This window comes from Pinirhizobacter sp., from assembly GCF_035317885.1.
Taxonomy (GTDB): domain Bacteria; phylum Pseudomonadota; class Gammaproteobacteria; order Xanthomonadales; family Rhodanobacteraceae; genus Pinirhizobacter.
The window spans coordinates 1-5,391 of the sequence record NZ_DATHFX010000216.1; the positions used below are offsets into that span (position 1 = coordinate 1).

Sequence of the window (5,391 nt, forward strand, 5' to 3'; positions counted from 1 at the left end):
GACCCTGGTGGCCGCCGGTGCCGCTGAACTCGTCCCTGAGCGCGGCATGGACACGGCTGCACTCTCCACGCGCCTGCGCGAATTGCTGGGCGACCGCCATCGCATGGTATCGATGGCCCAGGCCGCGCGTTCCCTGGCCAAGCCCGACGCGGCGGCGACCATCGCCCGCGCCTGCCTGGAGGTGGCGGCATGACGCCCGTCCGCCTCGGGGCCACCGACGACTTCATGTCGTCCTTCCGCGCCGTGCACTTCATCGGCATCGGCGGCGTCGGTATGAGCGGCATCGCCGAAGTGCTGCGCAACCTGGGCTATACCGTGTCCGGTTCCGATCGCGCCGCCAGCGCCACCACGCGCCGCCTGGAGTCACTGGGCATCACCGTGCACGTGGGTCACCGGCCCGAGAACGTGCAGGGTGCCGACGTGGTGGTGACCTCCAGCGCGATCGCCCGGGATAACGTGGAACTGATCGCCGCCCACGATGCGCGCACCGCGGTGATCCCCCGCGCCGAGATGCTTGGTGAGCTGATGCGCTTCCGCCGTGGCATCGCCATCGCCGGCACCCATGGCAAGACCACCACCACCAGCCTCACTGCCAGCGTGCTGGCCGAGGCGGGCTACGACCCGACGTTCGTGATCGGCGGCCAGCTCAACGCCGCGGGCGCCAATGCCCGGCTCGGTGCCGGCCAGTACCTGGTGGCCGAAGCCGACGAGTCCGACGGTTCGTTCCTGCTGTTGTCGCCGGTGATGGCAGTGGTGACCAACATCGACGCCGACCATCTGGAGAACTACGGCGGCGACTTCGGCAGGGTGAAGAAGGCCTTCGCCGATTTCCTGCATCGCCTGCCGTTCTATGGCCTGGCGGTGCTGTGCGTGGACGACCCGGAAGTGGCGGAGCTGGCCAACACCACGGTGCGCCGCGCGATGACCTATGGCATCGACAACCCCGACGCCGATGTCCGCGCCACCAATGTGCGCCAGGACGGCTTCCACATGCATTTCGACTTGCACCTGCCGGGGCTGCCCGCGCCGCTGCCGGTGGTGCTGAACTTGCCTGGCCGGCACAACGTGCTCAATGCCATGGCCGCCGCGACCGTCGGTTGGCAGCTGGGCGTGGAGGCAGAAGCCATTGCGCGCGCGCTTGCCGAGTTCCAGGGCGTTGGCCGCCGCTTCCATGCCCGCGGCGAGATCGCCCTGGACCACGGCACCGCGCTGCTGGTGGACGACTACGGCCATCACCCGCGTGAGCTGGCCGCCGTGTTCGCCGCCGCGCGCGGCGGCTGGCCCAACCGGCGCCTGGTGGTGGCCTTCCAGCCGCATCGTTATAGCCGCACGCGCGATCTCATGGACGACTTCGCCAAGGTGTTGACCGAGCCCGACGTATTGCTGCTGACCGAGGTATATCCGGCCGGCGAGGCGCCGATCGCCGGTGCCGACGGCCGTGCGCTCGCCCGCGCGGTGCGTGCACGGGGCAAGGTCGACCCTGTGCTGGTGGACCATCCGCGGGACCTTGCCGCCACGCTGCCGGCGCTGCTGCGCGACGGCGACATCCTGCTGATGCTCGGCGCCGGCGATATCGGCCACGCCGCGCTTGAACTTGGCAATACCGCTTCCCTGAGGACCCTCAAGGCATGACCACGTCGTCGCCCATCGCCTTTACCGTGACCGATCCGGCGCAGTTCGGCCGCGTCGCCGTGGTCATGGGGGGCAGCTCCGCTGAACGCGAGGTCTCGCTCGACTCCGGTCGCAACGTGCTCGACGCGCTGCGCCAGCGGGGCGTGGACGCCCATGCCATCGACGGCATCCCCGCCTTGCTGGACGCCCTGCGCGCCGGCCATTTCGCGCGGGTGTTCAATATTCTCCACGGGCAGCATGGCGGCGGCGAAGACGGCGTGCTGCAGGGCGCGCTGGAGTCGCTCAACATCCCGTACACAGGTTCCGGCGTGCTTGGCTCGGCGCTGTCGATGGACAAGGTGCGTTCGAAGATGGTCTGGCAGGCCCTGGGCCTGCCGACACCGGCGTATATCGCCCTGAAGAAAGGCGATGACATCCATGCCGCCGCGGCGAAGATCGGCTTCCCGCTGATCGTGAAGCCCGCCAGCGAAGGTTCGAGCGTGGGCATCACGCGCGTGTTCACCGACGCCGACCTCGACGCCGCGGTGGAACTGGCCGCGCGCTATCCCGGTGAGCTGCTGATGGAAACGCTGATCGAAGGCGACGAGCTCACCATCGCCGTGCTCGGCCGCGAGGTGATGCCCTCGATCCACATCGTGCCCAGGGGGGCGTTCTACGATTACAACGCCAAGTACATCGCCGACGACACGCTCTACCTGTGCCCGGGCCTCGAGGGCGAGGCCGAGACTTCGATCCGTGCGCTGGCCCTGCGCGCCTTCGACGCCCTGGGTTGCGCAGGCTGGGGCCGTGTCGACGTAATGCGCGACCGCCAGGGCCGTAACTGGCTGCTGGAAGTGAACACCGCGCCGGGCATGACCACCCACTCGTTGGTGCCCAAGGCGGCGGCGCAAGCCGGGATCGATTTCGCCAGCGTCTGCTGGCGCGTGCTGGAGACGTCGCTGCGCGACTCAGGCGGCAACACTTTCGCCGAGGTCACCCCATGAGGGCCGGCGCCGCTACGCGTGTCGTTGCCTGGGGCATCGCCATCACGCTGGTGGCGCTGCCCGTCGTGGGCGTGCTCCAGGGCTGGTTCGCCGCCAATCGCTGGCCGGTGAAGCAGCTGAAGGTGGAAGCTGAATTCGTGCACGTTACCGACGCGCAGATCAAGGGCGCGGTGATGCCGCAGCTGGGGCGGGGTTTCTTCGCCGCGGACCTTGACGAGGTGCGCAAGTCGGTCGCTGCCTTGCCGTGGGTGGAATCGGTCGAGGCGCGCAAGCACTGGCCCGATTCGATCCTGCTGCGCATCTACGAACGCCAGCCGTTCGCACGCTGGAACGACAACGACCTGATCAGCCGCCAGGGCAAGGTGTTCCCGGCCCGCGAGGCCGAGCACATGGAAGGCCTGCCGCAGTTGCGTGGCCCCGATGCGCGCCTGGCTGAAGTGGTGAGCTTCTACGCACAGGCGCAGAAGCAGTTCGCAGGCTCCCACCTGCAGGTGGCCGGTGTCACCTTGAGCAATCGCGGAAGCTGGAGCGTGGTCACCGCCGGTGGCGCCGAAGTGGTGATTGGCGACGGCGACCAGGTGGACCGGCGATTGCGCCGGTTCCTCGACGTCTACCCGCAACTGGCTTCAAGCCATCCCGGCGGTTTCGCCTCGGTGGACCTTCGTTACACCAATGGATTCGCCGTCAGCTGGCCGCAGGCCCAGGCCCCCGCTGCCACCGACACCCGGAGCGCACCGCGCACATGAAGAACAAAAACGACAAGCAGCTCGTGGTCGGACTGGACATCGGCACCTCCAAGGTCGTCGCCATCGTCGGCGAGTACGAGCCGGGCGAACCGATCGAGGTGATCGGCATCGGCTCGCACGTGTCACGCGGCATGAAGCGAGGCTCGGTGGTGGACATCGAATCCACCGTGCATTCGATCCAGCGCGCGGTGGAAGAAGCCGAGCTGATGGCCGGTTGCGACATCCGCTCGGTGTTCGCCTCGATCTCAGGCTCACACCTGGAGACGAAGAACTCGCACGGCACGGCCGCGATCCGCGACCGCGAAGTCACCGCGGCGGACCTTGAGCAAGTGCTCGAGGCGGCCAGCGCCGTGGCCATCCCGGCCGACCGCAAGGTGCTTTACAAGGAATCGCAGGAATACCGCATCGACGGCCAGGACGGCATCCGCCATCCGGTCGGCATGAGCGGCGTGCGCCTGGAGGCCAGCGTGCATCTGGTCACCGGCGCGGCCAGCGCGGTGTCCAACATCTCCAAGTGCATCCAGCGCTGCGGGTTGTCGGTGGACGAACTGGTGCCGGCCGCGGTGGCCAGCGCCAAGGCGGTGTTGACCGAAGACGAGCTCGAGCTTGGCGTGTGCCTGGTGGATATCGGCGCGGGTACCACCGACATCGCCATCTACACCCAGGGCGCGATCCGCTACACCAAGTCGCTGCCCGTCGGCGGCGACCAGGTCACCAACGACATCGCCTACGGCGTGCACACGCCCACCGCGCATGCCGAGGAAATCAAGATCAAGTACGCCTGCGCGCTCGCGCAACTGGCGCACGCGGAGGAAACCATCCAGGTACCTTCCGTCGGCGACCGCCCGCCCCGCCGCCTGGCCCGCCAGTCGCTGGCGCAGTCGGTACAGGCGCGCTACGAGGAGATCTTCGAGATGGTCCAGGACGAACTGCGCCGCTCCGGCTACGAAAGCCTGGTGGCCGCGGGCATCGTGCTCACCGGCGGCGCCTCGAAGATGGAAGGCGCCCTGGAACTGGCCGAGGAAATCTTTCACAAGATGGTGCGCGTGGGCGTGCCGCAGCACATCTCCGGCCTCGGCGACGTGATCTCCAACGAATTGCACGCCACGGGCGTCGGCCTGCTGCTGCACGGCTCGCGTTCGTCGGGCGTCCGTGCCGGTGGCCCGGTGGGCGGGTCGGTCGGCGGCATGGTGGGCAAATTGCGCGGCTGGATAAGCAAGAACTTCTAGGGATCGACGGGGCCGGCAGGAAGACGGCCCCGGGGCGAGGGAAAGCCCGACACCCTGGCGCGGCAGGAGCCGCGACAGGGCAACAACGGCAACACAAAACTATAAAAACTATCGGAGACGGGAAATGTTTGAACTAGTCGAAAAACTCGCACCCAATGCAGTCATCAAGGTCATCGGCGTGGGCGGTGGCGGCGGCAACGCCGTGGCCCACATGGTCAATGCCAACATCGAAGGCGTGGAATTCGTCGTCGCCAATACCGATGCGCAGGCGATGAAGAGCTGCAACTCGCGCACCCACCTGCAGTTGGGTGGCAACGTCACCAAGGGCCTTGGCGCCGGCGCCAACCCCGAAGTCGGCCGCCAGGCGGCGCTGGAAGACCGTGAGCGCATCGAGGAAATGCTCGAGGGCGCCGACATGGTGTTCATCACCGCTGGCATGGGCGGTGGTACCGGCACCGGTGCAGCACCCGTGGTGGCCCAGCTGGCCAAGGAGAAGGGCATCCTTACCGTGGCCGTCGTCACCAAGCCGTTCCCCTTCGAGGGCCGGCGCCGCATGCAGGTGGCTCTCAAGGGCATCGAGGACCTCTCCCAGCACGTCGATTCGCTGATCACCGTGCCCAACGAGAAGCTCCTTTCGGTGCTGGGCCGTGAAGTCACCCTGCTCAACGCCTTCAAGGCTGCCAACGATGTGCTCCAGGGCGCCGTCCAGGGTATCGCCGACCTGATCACCGCCCCAGGCCTGATCAACGTCGACTTCGCCGACGTCCGCACCGTCATGAGCGAGATGGGCATGGCCATGAT

5 protein-coding genes and 1 pseudogene are annotated in these 5,391 nt (G+C 67.6%); all 6 read left to right on the plus strand.

Annotated elements, in window-relative coordinates; translation table 11 throughout:
• A pseudogene (gene murG / locus VK519_RS06885) lies at positions 1–193 on the plus strand (undecaprenyldiphospho-muramoylpentapeptide beta-N-acetylglucosaminyltransferase); the annotation flags it as partial.
• Complete coding sequence (gene murC, locus VK519_RS06890) at positions 190–1,632, plus strand: UDP-N-acetylmuramate--L-alanine ligase (RefSeq protein WP_324348485.1); 1,443 nt, start codon at positions 190–192, stop codon at positions 1,630–1,632. The pseudogene murG and the gene murC, both read left to right, overlap by 4 nt.
• Complete coding sequence (locus VK519_RS06895; RefSeq protein ID WP_324348487.1) at positions 1,629–2,615, plus strand: D-alanine--D-alanine ligase; 987 nt, start codon at positions 1,629–1,631, stop codon at positions 2,613–2,615. The genes murC and VK519_RS06895 overlap by 4 nt, the downstream gene beginning before the upstream one ends.
• A complete protein-coding gene (locus tag VK519_RS06900; RefSeq protein WP_324348489.1) occupies positions 2,612–3,361 on the plus strand; it encodes a cell division protein FtsQ/DivIB in 750 nt (249 codons plus the stop codon). Before VK519_RS06895 ends, VK519_RS06900 begins: the two co-directional genes overlap by 4 nt.
• Positions 3,358–4,590 (plus strand): cell division protein FtsA, encoded by a 1,233-nt coding sequence (gene ftsA, locus VK519_RS06905; protein ID WP_324348491.1) that lies wholly within the window; start codon positions 3,358–3,360, stop codon positions 4,588–4,590. The genes VK519_RS06900 and ftsA overlap by 4 nt, the downstream gene beginning before the upstream one ends.
• 124 nt (positions 4,591–4,714) lie before the next feature.
• On the plus strand, positions 4,715–5,391 hold a 677-nt coding region (gene ftsZ, locus VK519_RS06910), incomplete at its 3' end, for a cell division protein FtsZ (protein ID WP_324348492.1).